Origin of the sequence: Plantibacter sp. VKM Ac-2880, from assembly GCF_015351235.1 — a bacterium.
Lineage (GTDB): Bacteria > Actinomycetota > Actinomycetes > Actinomycetales > Microbacteriaceae > Plantibacter.
The window spans coordinates 908,152-927,838 of sequence record NZ_JADKSJ010000002.1 but is presented as its reverse complement, the minus strand read 5'-3'; the positions used below and the strand labels follow the sequence as shown (position 1 = coordinate 927,838).

General features: G+C 68.2%; 20 protein-coding genes and 2 tRNA genes. 18 read left to right on the top strand and 4 right to left on the bottom strand.

Annotation, left to right across the window (positions count from 1 at the left end; translation table 11 throughout):
• Positions 1 to 87: 87 nt before the first annotated feature.
• Genes glgX through treZ form a run of 3 tightly spaced genes read left to right on the top strand, consistent with a single transcriptional unit; the run spans position 88 to position 6,280 of the window.
• Complete coding sequence (glgX, locus tag ITJ57_RS16375) at positions 88 to 2,136, top strand: glycogen debranching protein GlgX (protein WP_194671085.1); 2,049 nt, start codon at positions 88 to 90, stop codon at positions 2,134 to 2,136.
• Positions 2,133 to 4,505, top strand: a complete 2,373-nt coding sequence (treY, locus tag ITJ57_RS16370; RefSeq protein ID WP_194671084.1) for a malto-oligosyltrehalose synthase — start codon at positions 2,133 to 2,135, stop codon at positions 4,503 to 4,505. Before glgX ends, treY begins: the two co-directional genes overlap by 4 nt.
• Complete coding sequence (treZ, locus tag ITJ57_RS16365) at positions 4,502 to 6,280, top strand: malto-oligosyltrehalose trehalohydrolase (RefSeq protein ID WP_194671083.1); 1,779 nt, start codon at positions 4,502 to 4,504, stop codon at positions 6,278 to 6,280. The genes treY and treZ overlap by 4 nt, the downstream gene beginning before the upstream one ends.
• Positions 6,281 to 6,341: 61 nt before the next feature.
• Here the strand turns inward: treZ and ITJ57_RS16360 are convergent, their stop codons facing one another.
• Positions 6,342 to 8,105 (bottom strand): glycoside hydrolase family 13 protein, encoded by a 1,764-nt coding sequence (locus ITJ57_RS16360; RefSeq protein ID WP_194671082.1) that lies wholly within the window; start codon positions 8,103 to 8,105, stop codon positions 6,342 to 6,344.
• Positions 8,106 to 8,253: 148 nt separating this feature from the next.
• Between ITJ57_RS16360 and ITJ57_RS16355 the strand changes: the two genes are divergently transcribed.
• The 4 genes from ITJ57_RS16355 to ITJ57_RS16340 all read left to right on the top strand — a co-directional run bounded on the left by ITJ57_RS16355 (position 8,254) and on the right by ITJ57_RS16340 (position 9,872).
• Positions 8,254 to 8,631, top strand: a complete 378-nt coding sequence (locus ITJ57_RS16355; RefSeq protein ID WP_194671081.1) for a PGPGW domain-containing protein — start codon at positions 8,254 to 8,256, stop codon at positions 8,629 to 8,631.
• Positions 8,632 to 8,882: 251 nt separating this feature from the next.
• A complete protein-coding gene (locus tag ITJ57_RS16350) occupies positions 8,883 to 9,605 on the top strand; it encodes a lytic transglycosylase domain-containing protein (protein WP_228507302.1) in 723 nt (240 codons plus the stop codon).
• A 79-nt stretch (positions 9,606 to 9,684) separates the two neighbouring features.
• Positions 9,685 to 9,756: transfer RNA gene (locus ITJ57_RS16345), tRNA-Thr, on the top strand.
• A 42-nt stretch (positions 9,757 to 9,798) separates the two neighbouring features.
• Positions 9,799 to 9,872 (top strand) — tRNA-Met (locus ITJ57_RS16340).
• A 269-nt stretch (positions 9,873 to 10,141) separates the two neighbouring features.
• Here the strand turns inward: ITJ57_RS16340 and ITJ57_RS16335 are convergent.
• On the bottom strand, positions 10,142 to 10,651 hold the full coding sequence (locus ITJ57_RS16335; protein WP_194671079.1) for a hypothetical protein: 510 nt from the start codon (positions 10,649 to 10,651) through the stop codon (positions 10,142 to 10,144).
• Positions 10,652 to 10,851: 200 nt separating this feature from the next.
• Between ITJ57_RS16335 and ITJ57_RS16330 the strand changes: the two genes are divergently transcribed.
• The 7 genes from ITJ57_RS16330 to ITJ57_RS16300 all read left to right on the top strand — a co-directional run bounded on the left by ITJ57_RS16330 (position 10,852) and on the right by ITJ57_RS16300 (position 15,895).
• Positions 10,852 to 11,952, top strand: a complete 1,101-nt coding sequence (locus ITJ57_RS16330; protein ID WP_194671078.1) for a CHAT domain-containing protein — start codon at positions 10,852 to 10,854, stop codon at positions 11,950 to 11,952.
• 192 nt (positions 11,953 to 12,144) lie between these two features.
• The gene (locus tag ITJ57_RS16325; RefSeq protein ID WP_194671077.1) at positions 12,145 to 12,945 is read left to right on the top strand and encodes a hypothetical protein; all 801 of its coding nucleotides are present in this window, start codon (positions 12,145 to 12,147) and stop codon (positions 12,943 to 12,945) included.
• Positions 12,946 to 13,230: 285 nt separating this feature from the next.
• The gene (locus ITJ57_RS16320; protein ID WP_194671076.1) at positions 13,231 to 13,743 is read left to right on the top strand and encodes a hypothetical protein; all 513 of its coding nucleotides are present in this window, start codon (positions 13,231 to 13,233) and stop codon (positions 13,741 to 13,743) included.
• Positions 13,744 to 13,823: 80 nt separating this feature from the next.
• Entirely contained in the window at positions 13,824 to 14,078 is a 255-nt protein-coding gene (locus ITJ57_RS16315) for a DUF2188 domain-containing protein (RefSeq protein WP_194671075.1), read from the top strand.
• Positions 14,079 to 14,289: 211 nt separating this feature from the next.
• On the top strand, positions 14,290 to 14,724 hold the full coding sequence (locus tag ITJ57_RS16310; protein WP_194671074.1) for a hypothetical protein: 435 nt from the start codon (positions 14,290 to 14,292) through the stop codon (positions 14,722 to 14,724).
• Between the two features lie 232 nt (positions 14,725 to 14,956).
• Positions 14,957 to 15,328, top strand: coding sequence for a PH domain-containing protein (locus tag ITJ57_RS16305; RefSeq protein WP_194671073.1), 372 nt, complete (start codon positions 14,957 to 14,959; stop codon positions 15,326 to 15,328).
• A gap of 12 nt (positions 15,329 to 15,340) precedes the next feature.
• Entirely contained in the window at positions 15,341 to 15,895 is a 555-nt protein-coding gene (locus ITJ57_RS16300) for an adenylyl-sulfate kinase (protein ID WP_194671508.1), read from the top strand.
• Between the two features lie 24 nt (positions 15,896 to 15,919).
• Here ITJ57_RS16300 and ITJ57_RS16295 read toward each other — a convergent pair whose 3' ends face one another.
• Both ITJ57_RS16295 and ITJ57_RS16290 read right to left on the bottom strand, forming a co-directional pair.
• A complete protein-coding gene (locus tag ITJ57_RS16295) occupies positions 15,920 to 16,483 on the bottom strand; it encodes a hypothetical protein (RefSeq protein ID WP_194671072.1) in 564 nt (187 codons plus the stop codon).
• Between the two features lie 113 nt (positions 16,484 to 16,596).
• Positions 16,597 to 16,995, bottom strand: coding sequence for a MerR family transcriptional regulator (locus ITJ57_RS16290; protein WP_194671071.1), 399 nt, complete (start codon positions 16,993 to 16,995; stop codon positions 16,597 to 16,599).
• Positions 16,996 to 17,087: 92 nt separating this feature from the next.
• On the opposite strand from ITJ57_RS16290, the gene ITJ57_RS16285 reads away from it, so the two are divergent.
• From ITJ57_RS16285 to ITJ57_RS16270, 4 genes are all read left to right on the top strand, one after another.
• A complete protein-coding gene (locus ITJ57_RS16285; RefSeq protein ID WP_194671070.1) occupies positions 17,088 to 17,789 on the top strand; it encodes an SDR family oxidoreductase in 702 nt (233 codons plus the stop codon).
• An 81-nt stretch (positions 17,790 to 17,870) separates the two neighbouring features.
• Positions 17,871 to 18,182 carry a DUF3253 domain-containing protein gene (locus ITJ57_RS16280; RefSeq protein ID WP_194671069.1) on the top strand — a complete coding sequence of 104 codons (312 nt, stop codon included), beginning with the start codon at positions 17,871 to 17,873 and terminating at the stop codon, positions 18,180 to 18,182.
• Positions 18,183 to 18,241: 59 nt separating this feature from the next.
• Entirely contained in the window at positions 18,242 to 18,832 is a 591-nt protein-coding gene (locus ITJ57_RS16275) for a histidine phosphatase family protein (protein WP_194671068.1), read from the top strand.
• Positions 18,829 to 19,626, top strand: a complete 798-nt coding sequence (locus ITJ57_RS16270) for a sulfite exporter TauE/SafE family protein (RefSeq protein WP_194671067.1) — start codon at positions 18,829 to 18,831, stop codon at positions 19,624 to 19,626. Before ITJ57_RS16275 ends, ITJ57_RS16270 begins: the two co-directional genes overlap by 4 nt.
• Positions 19,627 to 19,687: the final 61 nt, after the last annotated feature.

The following is a 19,687-nucleotide window of genomic DNA, read 5'->3' as shown; positions in this document are numbered from 1 at the left end:
TTTACCATGTTTCCCGCGCTTCCGGGGAAGACAGCCGGCCGGTGTACGGTCTCATCAACGATCGATTCCTTCGAGTGAAAGGGCGCCATGACGCTCTCGACCCCCTATCCGCTCGGCGTCACCCTCCGGGGCGATGGTGCGAACGTCGCCATCTACTCCGAGACCGCCGACTCCGTCACCGTGTGCCTGTTCCCCGAGGGCGGCAAGGAGCAGCAGACCCGCCTCGAACGACGGACCGGCCACGTGTTCCACGGTCTCGTCGAGGGCCTCGTGCCCGGCGTGCGCTACGGGGTCCGCGTCGACGGTCCGTGGGACCCGGCCAACGGTCTCCGGCACAACCCGGCGAAGGTGCTGCTCGACCCGCACGCGACGGCGATCACCGGACACTATGACCTGGGCCAGGCGCAGTTCAGCCACCGTCTGGACGCCCCCGAGTCGATGGACGACACCGACTCCGCGGGCCACGTCGCCCTCGGCGTGGTCACCGACCCGTCGTCCTTCGACTGGGACGCCGACGGGGCCGACGTCGCGCCACGGATCCCGCTCGCGGAGACGATCGTGTACGAGGTGCACGTGAAGGGCTTCACCAAGCAGCTCGCCGAGGTGCCCGAGGAGATCCGCGGCACCTACGCCGGTCTCGCGCACCCGGCCGCCCTCCGGTACCTCACCGACCTCGGCGTGACCGCGGTCGAACTCCTCCCCGTGCACCAGTTCGTGCAGGACAGCCACCTCGAGGAGAAGGGCCTCCGCAACTACTGGGGCTACAACTCCATCGGCTTCTTCGCCCCGCACGGCGAGTACGCGGCCGCGGGCGACACCGGTGGCCAGGTCGACGAGTTCAAGGCGATGGTGAAGGCGATGCACGCCGCCGGCCTCGAGGTCATCCTCGATGTCGTGTACAACCACACCGCCGAGGGCAACCACATGGGCCCGACGCTGTCGTTCAAGGGCATCGACAACGCCGCGTACTACCGCCTCGTCGACGAGGACCGCGAGCACTACTTCGACACCACCGGCACCGGCAACAGCGTCAACGTCGGCCACCCGGCGGCGCTCGGCCTCATCATGGACTCGCTCCGCTACTGGGTGACCGAGATGCACGTCGACGGCTTCCGCTTCGACCTCGCGACGACGCTCACCCGGCAGGACGGCTCCGCTGAGATCCACAGCGCCTTCCTCTCGCTCATCGAGCAGGACCCGGTGCTCGCGCCGATCAAGATGATCGCGGAGCCGTGGGACACCGCGGGGTACCAGGTCGGCGGGTTCCCGGCGAGCTGGTCGGAGTGGAACGGGAAGTTCCGCGACGACGTCCGCGACTTCTGGAACGGTGCCGACAGTGTGCTCGGCACGATGTCGCAGCGCGTCCTCGGCAGCCCGGACGTCTACGAGGCGTCACGTCGGTCGCCGCTGTCGAGCGTCAACTTCGTCACCGCGCACGACGGCTTCACCCTGGCGGACCTCACGGCGTACTCCGCCAAGCACAACGCGGCCAACGGCGAGGACAACAACGACGGCGAGAGCGACAACCGCTCGAGCAACAACGGCGCCGAAGGTCCCACCGACGACCCAGCGGTCAACGCGCGCCGCAACCGTCAGCGACGCAACTTCCTCGCGACCGTGCTGCTCTCGGCCGGTGTGCCGATGATCCTCGGCGGCGACGAGATCGCCCGTACCCAGGGCGGCAACAACAACGCCTACTGCCAGGACAACGAGGTGTCGTGGTTCGACTGGGAGAACGCCGACCACGAGCTCCTCGCTTTCACCAAGCGGATGATCGCGCTGCGTGTGGCCGAACCGGCGCTCCGGCCGGACTGGTTCCGTCAGGGCCCCGGCTCGAAGGCGGACGACCGGGTGTTCATCACGCGCTCCGACGACGAACCCTTCTCCGAAGACGACTGGGCGAACCCCGACGCCCGTTCGATCACCTTCGTGTTCCGGCACGCCGGCTCGGCATCGTTCGCGCTGCTGCTGAACGCGGCCGAGAACGGCGTCGAGTTCGCCCTGCCGAAGGCTCCCGGCCAGCCGTGGACCCTCATCGAGTCGAGCGACCCCGAGCAGATGCTCGCCGAGGGCTCGACGACGGTGATCGTGCAGGGCACGTCCTTCACCCTGCTGCGATCGGGGGTCACCTCATGACCACCGTGCCCGTCTCCACCTACCGGCTCCAGCTGACGGCCGACTTCCGCCTGCAGGACGCAGCCGACCTCGTCGACTACATCCGCACCCTCGGAGCGGACTGGGTGTACCTCTCGCCCATCCTCCGCGCCGAGCCCGGATCGACGCACGGGTACGACGTCGTCGACCACACCACGGTCGACCCCGAGCGGGGCGGCGCCGAGGGGCTCACGGCGCTCGCCGAAGCCGCGCACGCCGCCGGACTCGGCGTCCTCATCGACACCGTCCCGAACCACATGGGGGTCGCGACCCCGGCCGAGAACGCCTGGTGGTGGGACCTCCTCCAGCACGGCCGCGAGGCCGAGCACGCCGCCGCCTTCGACGTCGACTGGGAGGCCGGAGCCGGCAGGATCCGCATCCCGATCCTCGGTGACGTCGAGGGTGACCACAGCGCCCTCGACGACCTCACGGTCGAGGACGGCGAGCTGCGGTACTTCGAGAACCGCCTGCCCATCGCTCCCGGCACGGCGGACGACGGCGCGACGCCACGCGAGGTCCACGACCGTCAGCACTACGAGCTCGTCAACTGGCGTCGTGCGGACGCGGAACTCAACTACCGCCGCTTCTTCGCCGTGAACACGCTCGCCGCGATCCGGGTCGAGGACCCCGCGGTGTTCGACGGCTCGCACGTCGAGATCGGCCGCTGGTTCGACGAGCAGCTCGCCGACGGCATCCGCGTCGACCACCCGGACGGCCTGCTGGATCCGGGTGCCTACCTCGACCGCCTGTCCGAACGCATCGGTGGCGCACCGATCTGGGTCGAGAAGATCCTCGAGGGGGAGGAGGACCTCCCGGCAGAATGGGCGACGCTCGGCACGACCGGGTACGACGCGCTCGGCGACGTCGACCGGGTCCTCGTCGACCCCGCCGGCCTCCCGGCCCTGGCGCAGCTGGCCGGGGTGGAACTCACGCGCGACGCGTGGGACGAGCTCGTCCACACCACCAAGCGCGGCATCGCGGACGGCATCCTCGGTTCCGAGGTCCGGCGGCTCGCCCGTCTCGTCCCCGAGGTCGACGAGGCCGTCGACGCGCTGGCCGAGATCCTGACGGCGTTCCCGGTGTACCGCTCGTACCTGCCGCTCGGCGACGAGTACCTGGACGCCGCCCTGGAGACGGCGGAGACCCGCAGGCCGGAGCTCGCCGAGGCGTTCGCCGCCCTCGCGCCACGGCTTCGGAACCCGGCCGACCCGCTGGCGGCGCGCTTCCAGCAGACCTCCGGCATGGTCATGGCGAAGGGCGTCGAGGACACCGCGTTCTACCGGTACACCGCGCTCACCTCGCTGACCGAGGTCGGCGGCGATCCCGCGGAGACCGACATCAGCGTGGCCGAGTTCCACCACCGTCAAGCACGGCGGCAGGCGGAGTGGCCGTCGTCGATGACGACGCTCAGCACCCACGACACGAAGCGCAGCGAGGACGTCCGCGCCCGCATCGACGCCCTGAGCGAAGTGGCGGACCGATGGGCCGAGCACGCGGTCGCCCTGCACACGAGCAACGGCTTCCCCGACCGGCAGCTCGAACAGCTCGTCTGGCAGGCGGCGGTCGGCGCTTGGCCGATCGAACGCGAGCGACTGCACGCCTACGTGGAGAAGGCGGCCCGCGAGGCCGGTGACTCGACCACGTGGACCGCGCCGGACGCGGCCTTCGAGGTCGCCCTGCACGCTGCGGTCGACGGGCTCTACGACAGCCGTCGTGCGAACGCGGCGCTGCTCGACGCCGTCGCCGACGTCGAAGCGGCGGGCTGGACCAACAGCCTCGTGGCGAAGGCCGTCCAGCTCACGATGCCGGGCGTGCCCGACGTCTACCAGGGCAGCGAACTCTGGGACCGGTCCCTCGTCGACCCCGACAACCGTCGACCCGTCGACTACGCCGAGCGCCGCGAGCTCCTGGCGAAGCTCGACGACGGGTGGCTCCCGCCCGTCGCCGCCGACGGCGCTGCGAAGCTCCTCGTCACCTCCCGGCTCCTCCGGCTGCGCCGGAGCCACCCCGAGCGGTACACGGAGTACACGGCGCTCGCCGCGGAGGGTGCGGCCGCCGAGCACGTCCTCGCCTTCTCCCGCGGTGGTGTGCTGACGGTCGCCACCCGCCTGTCCCTCCGTCTCGCGGAGCGCGGCGGGTGGAAGAACACCAACGTCGAGCTTCCTGCGGGACGCTACGTCGAGGTGCTGACGGGCCGCGAGATCACCGGCGGACCGGTCTCCGTCGCAGCGCTCCTCGAGCAGTACCCGGTCGCCGTCCTCACCATCGCCGACGGTGACGAGCACACCGAACCGACGGACGATCAGTCGTCGGCCACCACCACGTCTGGAGACGAGGAGTCACCCCGATGACGAGTACGACCACCAGCCCCGCCGACGGCTTCCGGGTCTGGGCACCGATCGCCGAACGCGTCGAGTTGGTGCTCGGCGACGAGCGCTTCCCGATGAGCCGCGACGCGGTGGCGGAGGGATGGTGGATCGCGCTCGACGGCGACGCCCCACGCACCGCGATCGTCGACACCGACTACGGTTACGTCCTCGACGGCGACGGCCCGATCGCCGACCCGCGCTCGCGTCGCCAGCCGGACGGCGTCCACGGGCTGTCCCGCGTCGTCGCATCCGACCCCGCTCCCTCCGACGGCACGGGCTGGCGGGGTCGTCCGCTCATCGGTGCGGTGCTGTACGAACTCCACATCGGCACGTTCACCGAAGCGGCCACCTTCGACGGCGCGATCGAACGGCTCGACGACCTCGTCGAGCTCGGCGTCGACGCGGTCGAAGTCCTCCCGGTCAACGCCTTCAACGGCGTCTGGAATTGGGGGTACGACGGCGTGTTCTGGTCGGCCGTCCACGAGGCCTACGGCGGACCCGAAGGCTACCGGCGCTTCGTGCGGGCCTGCCACCAGCGTGGGCTCGCCGTCATCCAGGACGTCGTCTACAACCACCTGGGCCCGTCCGGCAACGTCCTGCCCCGGTTCGGCCCGTACCTCTCGGACGGCGTCGGCAACACCTGGGGTGACAGCGTCAACCTCGACGGCCCGGACTCGGACGAGGTGCGCCGGTACATCATCGACAGCGCCCTCATGTGGTTCGAGGAGTACGGCGTCGACGGCCTGCGGCTCGACGCCGTCCACGCCCTGCACGACGCCCGCGCGGTCCACCTCCTGGAGGAACTCGACGCGGCCGTCGACGCGCTCGCGGCGGATCTCAACCGGCCGCTCACCCTGATCGCCGAGTCGGACCTCAACGACCCGAAACTCATCACCCCACGCGGCCCCGGGGGTTCCGGTGGCTACGGGCTGGACGCGCAGTGGAGCGACGACTTCCACCACGCCCTCCACGTCGCCCTCACCGGCGAGGTGTCCGGGTACTACGCCGACTTCGCACCCCTCGGGGCGCTGGGGAAGGTCATGCAGGAGGGGTTCTTCCACAACGGGACCTGGTCGAGCTTCCGGAAGCGGCACCACGGCCGGCGGATCGACCTCGAGCGCACGCCGAGCTGGCGCCTCGTCGTCTCCGACCAGAACCACGACCAGATCGGCAACCGGGCCGTCGGCGACCGGTTGGCGGCCAGCCTCGACGACGGTCAGCTGGCCATCGCCGCCGCCGTCACCCTGCTCGGACCGTTCACGCCGATGCTGTTCATGGGCGAGGAATGGGCGGCATCGACCCCGTGGCAGTTCTTCACCTCCCACCCCGAGCCGGAGCTCGGAGAGGCGACGGCCAAGGGTCGCGTCGCCGAGTTCGCCCGCATGGGGTGGAACGAGGCCGACGTGCCCGACCCGCAGGACCCGGAGACGTACCGACGCTCGATCCTCGACTGGTCCGAACGGTCGCAGGGGCGCCATGCGCGGCTCCTGACCTGGTACCAGCGTCTGATCGAATTGCGGCGAACCGTGCCGGCCTTCACCGATCCGGCGTTCGCGGACACCACCGCAGTCGTCGACGAGTCGAACGGCTCGTTCGTGCTGCGTCGTGGATCGGCCACGCTGGCGGTCAACTTCGGGACGGAACCCGTCGAGCTCGCGCTGCGGGTCGACGATCTGCTCGACAGCTTCGGTGAGGTCGTCACCTCGGACGGTTCCATCCGTCTCGGCGCGCACTCGGTCGCGATCCTCCACCACTGAGCCGGATCCGCTCCTCGTGTGCCGTCGCCGCGGCCCACGAGGAACGTGCAGGGCTGAACCCCTACGGTGTCGTGAACCAGACCGTCGTGTCGCCGTGGATCGTGGTGCCGTCGAACGGGCCGCTCGCGACGAGCACGGACGACTCCGCGAGCGACGACGGGACCGGCACGTCGTCCGCGCCGGTGTTCGCGACGACCGTCACCGTGCCGTTGGTGAGCGCGAGGATGCTCTCCGGAGCGCCCTCGATCCACGCGACCGATCCGAGGCCCAGGCCGTGCTCACGACGCAGGCGGAGGAGCGTGCGGTACAGCTCGAGCGTCGAACCGGGGATGCCCGCCTGGGCGTCGCGCGAGTAGTCGTTCCAGTCGTCGGGCTGCGGCAGCCAGGAGGCTCCCGTGGTGTTGAAGCCGTACGCGGGGTGGCCGGCCTCCCACGGGATCGGCACGCGGCAGCCGTCGCGCCCGTAGCGCTCGTGGTTCGTGCGGAACCAGGTGGGGTCCTGACGGGCGTCGTCCGGGAGGTCGATGACCTCCGGAAGACCCAGTTCCTCGCCCTGATAGAGGTAGGCGCCACCGGGGAGACTCAGCATGAGGGCGGTCGCGGCGCGAGCGCGCTGCAGGCCGAGCGCGCGGTCCGGCTTGCCGGGGGTGTCCGGTCCGACGCCATAGCCCTGCGGGTTCTCCTCCGTGAGTGCGAGGCGGGAAGCGTGGCGGACGACGTCGTGGTTCGACAGCACCCAGGTGCTCGGTGCGCCGACCTGGGCGAAGGCCCGCAGCGACTCCGAGACGACCGTCTTGAGCGCAGCCGCGTTCCACGGCGTCTCGAGGTACGGGAAGTTGAAGGCCTGCTGCATCTCGTCGGGTCGCACCCAGAGGGCCATCTTGTCGAGCGGGTCGACCCACGCCTCGGCGCAGAGGACACGGTCGCCCTCGTACGTCGCGAGCAGCTCGTGCCAGTCGCGGTAGATCTCGTGCACGCCGTCCTGGCCCCAGTACGGCGCGGTCTCGGGCCACGACTCCGGCCCCGAGCCGGCGGCCTCGAGCGACGCGTCCACCGAGGCGCCGCCCATGCTGCCACCCTCGGCGGGCGGGGTGTAGTCGGGCAGCCCGTCGGCCTTGATCATGCCGTGCGCCACGTCGACACGGAACCCGTCGACACCGCGGTCGAGCCAGAAGCGCAGGACGCCGCGGAACTGCTCGCGCACCCACGGGTTCGTCCAGTCGAAGTCCGGCTGCGAGGAGTCGAAGATGTGCAGGTACCACTGGCCGGGGGCGCCGTCCGCCTCGACGACGCGCGTCCAGGCCGGCCCACCGAAGACGGACTCCCAGTTGTTCGGGGCCTGCTCCCCGTGTTCGCCCGTGCCGTCACGGAACATGTAGCGGGCGCGTTCCTCGGACCCCGGTCCGGCGGCGAGCGCTTCCTGGAACCAGCGGTGCGCGGTCGACGAGTGGTTCGGGACGAGGTCGACGATGACCCGGATACCGGCGCCGTGGGCGGCGGTGGTCATCGCGTCGAAATCCGCGAGCGTGCCGAAGATGGGGTCGACGTCGCAGTAGTCGGCGACGTCGTAGCCGGCGTCCTTCTGCGGGCTCGTCATGAACGGGGACAGCCAGATGGCGTCGACACCCAGTTCCTGCAGGGCGCCGAGGCGGGAGGTGATGCCGGGCAGGTCGCCGAGGCCGTCACCGTTCGCGTCGGCGAAGGAGCGGGGGTAGATCTGGTAGATGACGGCGGAACGCCACCACTCCGATCCGGGGGTGGAGCCTCCTGCGGGGGAGGCTTGCTGAGCTGCGGTCGCCGACGAGGTCGGGAGGGCGGAGTCCATGTCGCTACCCTAGGCCATCTCAGGAAACCGTCACGGACTGTTGACGTGGCCGCGGGCGGCACTCTCGAGCACGCTCATTCGGCCCTGGGGCCGCGATTCGCACGGGATTCCCGGCGACGACCCGTCAGGTGCTGCCTAGAGTGGGGACATGACGACGGAATCGGACAGCACCGCCCGCAGCACGGCCAAGCGCGTCGGAGCGCAGGCGGGGCGGGTCGCAGGTTCGGCGGCCCGGACCACCCGCGGGATCATCCGCCGGAACCCGACGGCGAATCGTGTCTACCGCGCGGGTGTCGGGGTCGTCGGCGGTGGCACGGTCGCCCTCGGCGTCGCGCTCATCCCGCTGCCCGGCCCGGGGGCACTCATCGCCGTCGGCGGGCTCGCCGTCCTCGCTTCCGAGTTCGACGGCGCCAAGCGGGCGAGTACGAAGGCGAACGCCGCCGCCAAGAAGGGTGTCGCCGTCGCGAAGGACCTCCGGGCGAAGCGCCAGGCGAAGCAGGCTGCGAAGGCCGCGCCACAGCCCTGACGACTCGGCCCGTCACCACCCTCGGTTACGGTGGACGGGTGGTGACGTCGGCGAAGGGGAACAGCGGTCGACGGCCCGCCGGATCGAAGCCGCGAGCCACCGCACGAACTCGGACCGGAGCTGCCCGGTCGGCTCCGCAGCCACGATCGCGGACCGTCGGCGCGCGCGGTGCTGCCAAGCGGCCGAACCGGACGTCCGGTCGGAGGCGTCGGCAGTCGGCCCCGATGGGGTGGGTCGTCGCCTTCGCTGCCGTGGCCGTTGGGCTCGCCGTCATCGTCGCCGTCGTCGCCTGGGGGCCGGAGCTCGTCAGGCAGGCGCAGGTGCGGGACTCGACTCTCGGCACCGCACCCCACGCCGCGGTCGAGGGACCGGGCATCCCGGCGGTGGGCTCTGCTGGGACGGCGCCTGCCGCCATCACCGATCGCGTCGATCCCACCTGGGCGTCGGCCACGGCGCAGCGGCTCGGGATCCCGGAACGCGCCATGTCCGCCTACGCCGGGGCGGCACTGGCCACCGCACAGACGCGACCCGAGTGCGGGATCGCGTGGAACACCCTCGCCGCGCTCGGCAGCGTCGAGTCCGGGCACGGGACCATTTTCGGTGGCGCCCTCGACGCCGGCGGTCGAGCGACCCCGCCGATCGTCGGACCCGCGCTCACCGGGACCGAGTTCGACGCCATCACGGACACCGACGGCGGCGCCTTCGACGGGGACGCCCGGTGGGACCGCGGGGTCGGCCCGATGCAGTTCATCCCCTCGACCTGGGCGCGGTGGGGAGCGGACGGCAACGGGGACGGCGTCGCGGACCCGCAGCAGATCGACGACGCGGCACTTGCCGCTGCCGGCTACCTCTGCCACGGCGGGCGGGACCTCCGGATCGAAGCGGACTGGGTCGCCGCGATCGCCTCGTACAACGGCGCCACCTCATACCTCGCGAAGGTCGTGCACGCCGCCGACACCTTCGCGGCCAAATGATCCGCAGGCGTGTACGAAGCACGCCTTCGGGGATGCTAGTCTCTACTGGTGCCATTTCCGCGTGAGCGGTCTGGTTCGCGCTCCGATAGCTCAGTGGTAGAGCACTTCCTTGGTAAGGAAGAGGTCGCGGGTTCAAGTCCCGCTCGGGGCTCGTTCTCTCCGTCACTGCTCTCGCCGGCATACGGAGAGACGTGGCAGGGTAGCTCAGTTGGTGAGAGCGCACGACTCATAATCGTGAGGTCGAGAGTTCGAATCTCTCTCCTGCTACGCAAGGCCCGGGGTTCCGGGCCTTTTGTTTATCACCCGGGGACGTGCAGGCGGGGGAGCCCGCATAAACCCCGCACTTTCATCATCTGACATCGACGTCACTCAGGGGGAACCATGGGCCGCAGCTCGAACCGATCCATTTCCGATTCCGGCCGCGACGAGGCACCACGTTGCCCGCGATGTGGCGGGCCGTTGCGACGCACGACCGGTATCACTGAGGACCCGTGTGCGGATGCGAGTTGCAGGGCCGCAGCAGGCGAATGACGCCGTCAGACTAGATCGCCGCAGTAGCGGCCCTCGCCGCGATCGCGGCGGCCGTCGTCGCGGTCGTGCAGGCCAAGCAGGCGTCTACGGCGCGAGCGGACGCCCAAGCCGCCAGCGTGGAGGCCGCGCAGCGAGCCGCCGACGCGAACGCCGCTCTCGCTCGTCAGGCCGAGGCCCAGGAGCGACTCGCCGACATCGCGACGCGAGTTGCGCCGTGGTCGTCGCCGCGGCAGGTTCGTGACGACGTTCGTGCCGTCACGAACACCTCCGGTCAGACCATCGAGGTGCGTGATGTCGAGGTGCGTCCCGAGGGGGCGACCAACCTCGTGAGTCTCGATGACGAGCTTCCGTGCAGATACGCGCACGGCGAGGAGCTGCAGTTCAGTGTTTATGATGCCCTTGCTCTGCGGGCGAAGTCGCTCGTTCTCGTTTGGGTGTTCGACGATGACCTTCTCGAGTGCGAGACCGTTGTCGCGCTGTAGCTCTAACCGGGCCTGAAGTCGAAACGAGTGCATCTACTGGTTCGGGTTGTGACCGGAGACGCGGGCTGTCGTCGTCAGGAAGGACGTCTAACGATCATTCCGAAGCCGCTGCGTCCTCGACTTGAAGCGGGGCTGCAGCAGCTAAAGATTCGCTGGTAGCCTGCGATCCACGCGGGTCCACTTCACGTGAGTGCGCGGAACCACGCATCCGGCCAGCTGCAAGGAGTCCACCGATGGCGCGAAGTGACACACTACGGTCGGATATTGCGCGCGCACAGGCCCGCAAGGCAGCGCTGACATCAGATGTTGCAAAGGCCGAAAAGGATGCTGCATCGTCACGCGAAGCAGCACGAAAGAAGCGGGATCAGGCGCAGCGCTCGAAGAGTGCCTCAACCGTCCGATCCGCGCTCTCAGGTGCTGAACGCGAAGATAAGAAGGTGGTCGCCGCCGAAGGCAAGGTTGCCAAAGCTCGCAAGGATCTGGCCGCGGTCGACAAGTCGATCGCGACGAAGATGACTTCATTGCGCTCAGCTGAGGAGAGCGAGCGCCGGAGCGCCGAGAGTAAGCAGAAGCAGACAGATTCACGGCGGCGGCAAGACGAGCGAGCCCATGCACGAGAGATCTCGCGGCTCAGCTCGCCCGTTGCGGAGATCCGGTACGTAGAGGTGCGTCCACCGCAGCCCGAGATTCTGCGGGTTCTCTACTTAACTGCCAATCCGGAAGCCACCGAGCAGACCATCACCGCCCCGGATGGCAGTGAACAGCGGTACGGCACCTGGCTTCGGGTTGACCAGGAGGTTCGCCAGGTCCGTCAGGCCTTGCGCAGATCCAAATACCGTGACCTAGTGCAGGTCGAGCACGCACCCGCCGCGACCGTCAACGATCTACTCGATGGGCTGAACGACTATCGACCCCATATTGTTCATTTCTCCGGACACGCAGGTCCTGACGGATTGTTGATGGAAAACGAGGCGGGCGACGAAAACGGCACAGAAGTCAACTTCGCCCTGGTTGCCCGGGTTCTCGGGGCGACCGATGACCCACCTCGCCTGCTCGTCATGAACGCCTGCGAAAGTCTGGCGGGCGCTGATGACGTACTTCGAACGGTGCCCGCCGTCATCGGTATGTCGGACAGCATCGACGATACGTCTGCGATCGTCTTCGCGTCCGCGTTCTACTCGGCCATTGCGTCCGCACAGTCGTTGTCGACGGCGCTCGACCAAGCGCAAGTTCGGATGCTCGCGGCGGCGCTGGATGGCTCGGATCTTCCTGAGCTGCGGACCCGCGACGATATCGACCCCAAGACGCTCGTGCTCGTCACGACACCTCAGTGACGTCGCGCGTCGCTGAGTCGAAGATGCGCAGCAGCGAGAAGCGGAAGCTCACTAGACCTCGCAGGTTCACGATGTGCTTGGTCTCGACGATGTCGAACGCGCTGATAGCACTGGTGGAGTTCGCACACACAGGGGAAGTCAGCGCATGAAATCGGCCTAAATAACAGACGGTCAGGACGGTAGGTTCGAAAGATGAACCTGGTGGATGACAAGCTCGAAGTGGCGCTCACCTACATTGAGGCCGTCGAACGAGCCGGGGCGGAGCTTTCGGTCGAAGCCTTCGATAGTTTCGCCACGTTGCCGAGGCCTGCTCCTGTGCGGCGGCGCGAGTCGTACATGGCGGCGATGCAAGAGGAGGCAAATCATGACTACTTCTACGAGCCTGGAGAGACGCCGAGCGCATTTCTAATCCGGTCGCGCTGGATTGACCCTGCCTCTGGGTCAGTTCGGCTTACCGCGCTCGGACGCTCCGTGCTGGCTCATGCGCGGCGCCCTGCGCTCGAGAAGCAGCCGGCGCAACCGATGACGGTGGTCATCGATCCCAACGATCCGCTTGCCTACATTCGAATCTTCGACTTGCTCGCGAGTGCTGGGCCGGGGACGCTGGTTGATCCGTACCTACACTTTCAGGGACTCTACGACCTCCGCGACCTTTCCCAGGTGAACCGAGTACTCACCTCAGATTGGGCCGACCGGAAGGGTTTGCGTCTTCAGCAGCTCGCCCGCGCGCTTGGAGCTGGCGCGATGACCGTTGAGGTGCGGACCCTTCCCCTTGCGAAGATGCATGATCGCTTTTACATCCCCGACGCGGGGCCCGTCTTTCTTCTTGGCTCAAGCCTCAACAGCATCACGACGCGTCCAGGAGTCGTGGCCCCCATCGAGGACGTAGCTGCAGCAACAGCAATTCGCAGCGCCTATCAGAACCTCTGGACCTCAGCCTCCACGCTCGAGCCGCGCGCCGCTGACGATGTCGATGGTCCAGCAAAGGGCTAGAACGGACTGACGTTCCTTTACAAGACTCGGACGCGTCGACAGGCCGAGCCCGTTTCTCGGTGGAGAAGGAACGGCGTGGCTGCTATAGCTCTGCGTTCATGTATCCTCTTCCCACCAGGGGGATGAATTGGCCGAAGAATCGAACGAACCAAGCCCGAATGAGGCATGGAAGAAACCTGTCTACAAGGGCAGAGATCTCGGGCGGTTCAACGAGCGAGAACAGCCGAAGTCCGCGGAACCGCCAAAACGCCCGAACCGCCAGCCTCCCAAGCCGAAGAAGTAGGCGTGATGCGTTCCGAGGATCTGCAGGGGAAATCTGAGCAACTGGCGCTGATATCGAGAGAGCTCGACAGCGAGATTGCCTCGCAGTCCCAGCGCTCGGCAGCCATGGAGCAGCGGGCGACACTGCTGATCGGCGCGGCCAGCGTGGTTGGAGCCTTGCAAGCGACAGACGGATTCTCCTGGTTCGTCGGTGCGAACCTCCTTCTCAGCTTTGTCGCTGCCTTGGCTGGAGTGATCGCTGTCTTCCCGCGTCGGGGCGATGCGCTGGACGTCCGGCCGATGCGAAACGCCGTACTCGGGATGGACTCGCTATTGGCCGAATACAGGATCGCCGACACCAAGCTGGAGATATTGGAAGCGGACGAGACGTGGCTGTCCAACCGTGGAGCGATTGTGAGGATCGGGTTCATCGCTCTGACGCTGAGCATCGCTGTTGCCCTCCTCGCACTGTTCTCGCCCGCAGACTCCGCTGAACAGCCCGAGGCTCCCAGCCCGACTACATCGGTAGGTCCCTGACAGTGGCGGATGAGCGCGATGACGACGACCTCCCACCCGAGGAGTGGACGAAGAAGATATTCAAGAAAGCGAGGAACCCCATGGCGAAGAACGACGAGGACCGACATGTCGTGCCGAATATGGATCGAGGCGGATGGGACGTGGTGAAGGAAGACCACCAACGCTCCTCCGGCCACTTCGACACCCAGAAGGAGGCGATCACGCGCGCGAAAGAGATCGTTGAAAAAACGGGAGATGGCAAGGGCGATGTCAGGATTCACGGCAGGGATGGCCGCATTCGGGACAGCGACTCGGGCTCGAAGAATGAAAGCCCCAAGAAGGATCGTAAACATTGATCAATGGCTGTATTAGCTTCGTCGGGTCTACAGAAATACGTCACGCGTAGAGCCGAATGTGGACTCAAACAGGGAAAAAAGGTCCGTGACGGCGGCCCGCCGAAACGCTCGTGAATCCCACGCCGGGGTGCACAACGCGTACGGTTCTGGCTGCACTTCCGTCGATGTGTTGTCCGGGATGGAAGTCCGGCCGCGTCGATAGGATGCACACATGAGCGACCACACCGAAGCGTCGATGGCCGAGGTACCCGCAGGAGATGCGCCCGGCCGGCGGCGGACATACCCACGCTGGTGGTTGATCGTTCTGGCGGTTGCGCTCGTGCTTGTCGGCGGCGCGTGCGTCGCGGGGATCATCCTGTTCCCGACCGACGCGAAGCGCGCCATCAGCGAGTGCCAGGACGACGTCCTTGGGCGACTGAAGTCGCCGTCGACCGCGCAGTTCACCGAGGTCGAGATCCAGACAGACGACGACGCTCGTGAGATCGCAGCTGCGCGCCCGATCCAGGACGACGAGAACCCCATCTTCATCATCGAGGGTCGAGTGGACGCGCAGAACGCGTTCAGCGCGATGGTTCGGTCCACCTTCACCTGCACGACCCAGAAGTTCGGCCCCGTGTGGACGACGGACTCCGTGCTGTACGAGTAGGTCTGTCGCACCCGCGGCGTACGATCGCGGCATGCTGGACGTCCGAAACCGATCCGCTACGACGTCGAGGCTCACTCCTCGAGCACGCTGGTGGAGGTGCTGTCGGTTCCGTTCACGGGTTCAGTATGACAAGAGGCCCCGGTTCGCAGGGGTGTGCCGCATGGGCAGCGCTCCCCATCGCTGCAGCCGCGGGAACCGCGCCGGGAGCGACGGTCTCTGACAGAATCGGGCCATGGAAAGCGCACCGATCATGGCCTGGACCCTGCAGAACGAGATTCCGATCCCCGCGGATGTGACCCAGCTGCTCGTGCAGGGGGAACAGGCGGTTGCGGCGTTCAAGACGTTCCGCGACTCCGCGGTGTTCACCACCAAGCGCCTCATCGTGCGCGACGCGCAGGGCATCTCCGGCAAGAAGGTCGAGATCTACTCCCTCCCGTACAGCTCGATCAACATGTGGTCCTCCGAGAACGCCGGAACCCTCGACTGGAACTCGGAGATCGAACTCTGGACCAAGGCCGGGCACATCAAGGTGAAGCTCGCGAAGGGCGTCGACGTCCGTCGTCTCGACAGCCTCATCGCGTGGGCGGTCCTCCAGGCGCACTAGCGCGTGACGAACATGCAGGAGACACCCGCCGCGGACGTGATCTTCATCGGAGGTCGGTCGGGCGTCGGGAAGACGTCGGTCGCTGCTGAAGCATCCAAGATCCTGCAACGCGCCGACCTTCCTCATGCCGTCATCGACGGCGACAATCTCGATCAGGCGTACCCGGAACCGTGGCGCAACGGCAGAGACCTGGCAGAGCAGAACCTTGCGGCCATGTGGGCGAACTACCGGTCGGCAGGCTACTTCCGCCTCCTGTACACGAACACCGTCAGCGTGCTGCAGATCCCCACGCTGGCCGCCGCCCTCGGCACAGACGTCCGTTCGTTCGGCGTGCTCTTGACCGCGACCGACACGACCGCCGCGCAGCGTCTCGCTCGGCGCGAGATCGGGACGGCGCTCGAGGAGCATCTCGAGCGGAGTGTCATAGCGGCCGCGAAGCTGGACGAGGCGAGCACGGCGCGCAGGATCGTCACCGATGATCGGGCCGTGCAGGAGATCGCTCACGAGATCCTCTGGGCGGCAGGCTGGCTGGCCGATCCCGGTCGCCGGAGCCACCCGAGCGCGTAGCGCCGGGCTAGAGGCCGGGCCGCGTCACCGGTCCCAGATGCTGCGGTAGCCCGGCGAGAAGGCGATCATCGCCGCGAGCAGGGTGCCGATACTGAGAAGCGGGAGCGCCGGCCCGAGCTCCCAGGGCGAGTCCGCGAAGATGCCCATCAGCATCACCATCCAGGCTCCGAGGTTGCCGAGGATGAGCACGATGATGACGGTCACGGCCGTGGCGCCCGCCCGGGCCGAGATCCGTTTCCCTCGGAACACCGGGGTGGTGCAGATCGCCGCGATGATCACCAGGATGAGCAGGAGGAACGCGCTCGCGAACAGGATCGAGGCGGCCTCTGGATCACCGTCGTCGTCGCGATCGGCGAACCCGCCGAGGAAGAAGAAGAGGTTGAAGACCTCCGTGCCCTCGTCGTCGGTCGTCTGACTGGCGAACGGGACGAACAGCGAGAGGATGAGCGCGACCTCCAACAGCAGCATCGGGAACGAGATCAGCATGGATTCGATGCTCGCCACGCGCTGTTCGAGCCGGGTGCGCGCCGCCTGCGCCGCGACCGACTCGGTCGGACCCGCCTGCCCCTGGCTCTCGGATGCACTCATCGCTGACCCCCGTCTCGGCTACCGCGAAGGCGGGCCACCGGTTGTGTCCTCGACCTCCGACCTGGTCATGGTAGCCGCGAAGGACCGACAGCGTCGAAGCCTGGCTGAGCGCGTCAGGCGGCTTCCGACTCCGCCGGACGCTCCTCGCGCAGGGCCGGGCAGTGCTCCGGCGTCGGGTGGAGCGTGATGTCGATGACCGCTTCGAGGCGGGCGCGCGCGGCCTCGAGGTCCGCCATCTGCGCCGTGATGCGGTCGCGTTCGGTCCGAAGCAGCTCAAGAGACGCCGGCGTCGCCACCCCTGCGTCGACGCAGGGGAGGAGTTGCACGATGGTGCGGCTCGGGAGGCCGGCCGCGAAGAGCTGCTGCACGAGCTGGACCCGGTCGACCGCCGCTCGTTCATAGCTCCGTTGGCCGCTCGTCGTGCGTGTGGCGGTGAGCAGCCCCTGCTCCTCGTAGTACCGGAGCGAGCGGACGCTCACCCCGGTCCGAGCCGCGAGATCCCCGATGCGCATCGATCTTCCATTCCTGGCTTGCACCTGACATTGATGTGAGGTCTTAGCCTAACCAGGCTGCTGCGGGATCGCCCCGCACGCGGAAGGGAATCATGGACATCGCAGGATCCGTCGCACTCGTCACCGGCTCGAACCGGGGCATCGGGCGCCGATTCGTCACCCAGCTGCTCGAGCGCGGCGCAGCGAAGGTGTACGCGACCGCGCGTCGCCCGGAGCTCGTCGACATCCCCGGTGTGGAGGTGCTGCAGCTCGACATCACCGACCAGGCCTCCGTCGAGGGGGCGGCCGCGTTCGCGACCGACGTCACCCTGCTCGTCAACAACGCCGGCATCGCCACGCAGGGCTCGATGCTGACCGGCGACCTCGCCGACGCTCGACGCGAGATGGACACCCACTACTGGGGCAACCTCGCCATGGTGCGTGCGTTCGCTCCGGTGATCGAGGGGAACGGGGGCGGGGCGATCGTCAACGTGCTCTCCGCCCTGAGCTGGTTCGCCCACCCCGGCTCCGGCGGATACGCCTCGGCCAAGGCGGCGGAGTGGAACATGACGAACGCGGTCCGCCTGGAGCTCTCGCCGAAGGGTGTCTCGGTGCAGGGACTGCACCTCGGCGCCGCCGACACCGACATCATGGCGGGGTACGAGGGGCCGATGGTCGACCCGGCGGACGTCGCCCGCGCGAGCCTCGACGGTGTCGAGCAGGGTGTCGCGGAGGTCGTCGTCGACGAGTGGAGCGCCATGGTCAAGGCCTCGCTCGCCAACGCCCCCGAGGGGTTCTACGCGCAGTTCGCCTGAGGCTCTCCCAAGCGCGCGGTGTCCCGTCCGGGTTCGACGGCTCCGGGACGCCGCCGCAGGGGAGCACGCATACTGGATGCCATGAGTGACGACACGGGGGCGCAGCGGCACGGCCGGGGAGGCGTCGACGACGCCGTCCTCGAGTCGACGATCCTGGACCTCCTCGGCAAGCGTGCCGTCACCTCCTCCATCTGCCCGTCCGACGCGGCCCGAGCCGTCGGCGGCGAGGACTGGCGCGAGCTGATGGACGACACCCGCCGGGTCGCCTGGCGACTCGTCGACGAGGGCCGGGTGCGGATCACCCAGGGCGACGAGGCGGTCGATCGCGAGACCGTCCGTGGCCCCATCCGGATCCGCTGGGCGACGGAAGCCGGGAGCGACACCGAACGGTGAGGGCGCCCGTTGGCTTGCGACCGGTGGTCCATGCGCCGTCGGCGGTTAGGCTTGGGGGCATGACCATCGCCCTCGTCCGTCACGGACAGACCGCCTGGAACTTCGAACGACGGTTGCAGGGGACGACGGACATCCCGCTGAACGACACGGGGCGGGAGCAGGCGGCGACGGTCGCCCCTCGGCTCACCGGCACCTGGGACGTCGTGGTCAGCTCCCCGCTCGGCCGCGCACGCGAGACGGCGCAGATCATCGCCGACGCCCTCGGGCTGGAACTCGGCGGCACCTACCCCGACATGGTCGAGCGCCACTACGGCGACGCGGAAGGCGCGACCGCGCAGATGGTGCTCGACAACTGGCCCGACCACCAGTACCCGAACCTCGAGACCGAGGAGTCGGTCATCGAACGCGGCATGCGCGGCATCGAGGAGATCACTCGCGACCACCCGGGCAAGAACGTGCTCGTCGTGAGCCACGGCACGCTCATCCGCCTGACCCTGAGCCACCTGTCGGGCACCACGGTCCCGCCGCTCGAGAACTGTTCCGTGTCGGTCATCGAGGCGACCGACGATGGCTGGTCGCTCCTCGACGCCGGAACCGCTCGCACCACCCCGTCCCTCGAGACGGCACTCTCCGGCCCCACCGCACGGTGACCGGCGACGACGCGACCGGCCGTCCGGTCCGATCCGCGTCCGGCATCGCCTGGCTCATCGGGATCGGCCTGACTGCCGGGTTCCTGTCGGGGCTCTTCGGCGTCGGCGGCGGCATCCTCATCGTCCCGGCCGTGGTGTTCCTCCTCGGGTTCGGGCAACGGCTCGCCGCTGGGACCTCGCTCGCCGCGATCGTCCCCACGTCGCTCGTCGGGGTCATCTCCTACGCGGTGAACGGGACGGTCGACTGGGTGGCGGCGATCCTGCTGGCGGTCGGCGCGATCGGTGGCGCCCAGCTCGGCAGCTACCTCCTGGCGAAGCTCCCGAAACGCGCGCTGCAATGGGGGTTCATCGGGTTCCTCCTCGTCGTGGTGGTCTCGCTGTTCCTCATCGTCCCGTCCCGCACCGCGGAGATCGATCTGCACGTGGGCTCGATCATCGGCCTCATCCTGCTGGGATTCCTGACCGGGGTCCTGTCGGGACTCCTCGGGATCGGCGGTGGTGTCGTCGTGGTGCCGATGCTCATCCTGCTGTTCGGTGCGAGCGACCTCATCGCCAAGGGCACGTCGTTGCTCATGATGGTGCCGACCGCGATCTCCGGCACCGTCGGCAACGTCCGGCGTGGCAACGTCGACCTCCGGGCGGCGGCGATCATCGGGGTCGCGGCGTGCACGACGACCGCCCTCGGTGCCATCGTCGCGTCGGTCGTCCCACCGTTCGTCGGCAACCTGCTCTTCGCGGCGTTCCTCGTGGTCATCGCGATCCGCATGGTGTTCCAGGCGTTGAAGCGCTCCTGATCACCCCGGTCGTCGATCCGGCTCCAAGACCCCCTGGCCGGGCCAGCGGGTAGGCTGGAGG